Source organism: Vibrio sp. Vb0667 (assembly GCF_033391095.1).
Genome location: NZ_JAWPOL010000125.1, coordinates 1 through 1,631 on the forward strand (window position 1 = coordinate 1; position 1,631 = coordinate 1,631).

General features: G+C 45.9%; 1 protein-coding gene. It reads left to right on the forward strand.

What is annotated here, in order from left to right; translation table 11 throughout:
• A partial coding sequence (gene dinG, locus R8269_RS23930) for an ATP-dependent DNA helicase DinG (RefSeq protein ID WP_318222742.1) occupies nucleotides 1–1,631 on the forward strand: 1,631 nt, incomplete at both ends.

Here is a 1,631-nt window from a genome sequence, read left to right on the forward strand (position 1 = left end):
TGAATAAAGACCTTCCTCTATTCCGTCGTATTACAGACCGAGAATTCTCTTTCATTCTTGCCAAAGGTAGGCAGCGCTACTGCTGCGCAGAAAAGCTCGCAACAGCCAGTGGTGTGGATGGCGGTCAACTAGCGATGTTTGAGACCAAGCCAAAGAAAAAAGACATTGAATTACTGGAAACCATGTATCGCTCACTCGCTCAAGGGAAATGGGATGGTGACCGCGACGCTTGGCCTAAACCTATAGACGACCGCATCTGGCAATTGATTGTCAGCGACAAACACAGCTGTAATAACAGTTTGCCAGGTCACAGAGGGTGCCCGTTTCAAAAGGCGCGTTCTGAGTTAGATAAAAATGACGTGATCATCGCGAATCACTCTCTCGTTATGGCTGATGCTGACTTAGGTGGTGGCGTAATCTTACCAGAACCAGAAAATACGATTTATGTCTTTGACGAAGCTCACCACCTGCCTCTCGTCGCCCGTGATCACGCTTCAGCATCCGCGAGTTTAAAAGGCGCAGCAGCGTGGCTAGAGAAGCTGAATCAGTCAATCAGTAAATTTTCATCACTGGCTGATGAGAAACGTGCCGCTCGATTCCGCAATGGCTTGCAAGACTCGGTGCAAAACTTAATACCTGCGCTCACTCAGTTGACTAAGCAGTTCGATCCAGCTCAGTTTGAAGAAGGCATCTACCGCTTTGAACATGGCGAGCTGCCTACTTGGCTAGAAAACCAATCTAAAGAGCTAAAACAGTTCAGCAAGAAAGCAAACCAAAGCGTCGCGAAAATCGCCGATCTTATTGCAGAAAGAGTCAAAGATGGCGAACTCGCGGCAAGATTGGCCGAGCCTGCGCTCGCTGAACTAGGTTTCTATATTCAACGACTAGAGAACCTCGCTCAAGTTTGGCATTTGATGGCAGAGCCAACACGAGAAAAAGGAGCGCCTTTAGCGAGATGGCTAGAAACTCACCCCGATCGTGAAGGCGATTTTATTGTGAGTGTCTCCCCTCTTGAGATTGGATGGCAGCTAGACCAACAGATTTGGAGTCGTTGTATTGGTGCCGTATTAGTTTCAGCAACAATGCGAGCGTTGAACTCTTTCCACTATTTTTGCCATCAAGTAGGCATTGATGGAAAGCCAGAATCTGGGACTCAGTTTTTGGCACTCGCTTCGCCTTTTGATTATCAAAACCAAGCTGAGTTACTCATACCTGCAATGAAGTACGAACCATCTGCACCTCAGTTTACTGAATATCTTATTGAGATCTTGCCTAAGTACTTAGAAGACAAAAAGGCCAACTTGGTATTATTCTCCTCATACTGGCAGATGAACCAAGTCGCAGAAGCGCTGTCTTCAGAGTTCATAAAACGAGGCTGGGCTTTGCAAGTACAAGGCGAAAGTTCTCGTCAAGAAATTCTAAAAAAACATAAAAAGCTTGTAGAAACAAACAAAACCAGCGTTCTCTTTGGTACAGGAAGCTTTTCGGAAGGACTCGATTTGCCAGGAGAGTTACTGGAAAACTTAGTGATCACCAAAATTCCATTTGGTGTTCCTACCTCTCCAGTAGAACAAGCGCATTCAGAATACATAGAAAAGAAAGGCGGCAACCCGTTTATGCAAATCACTGTA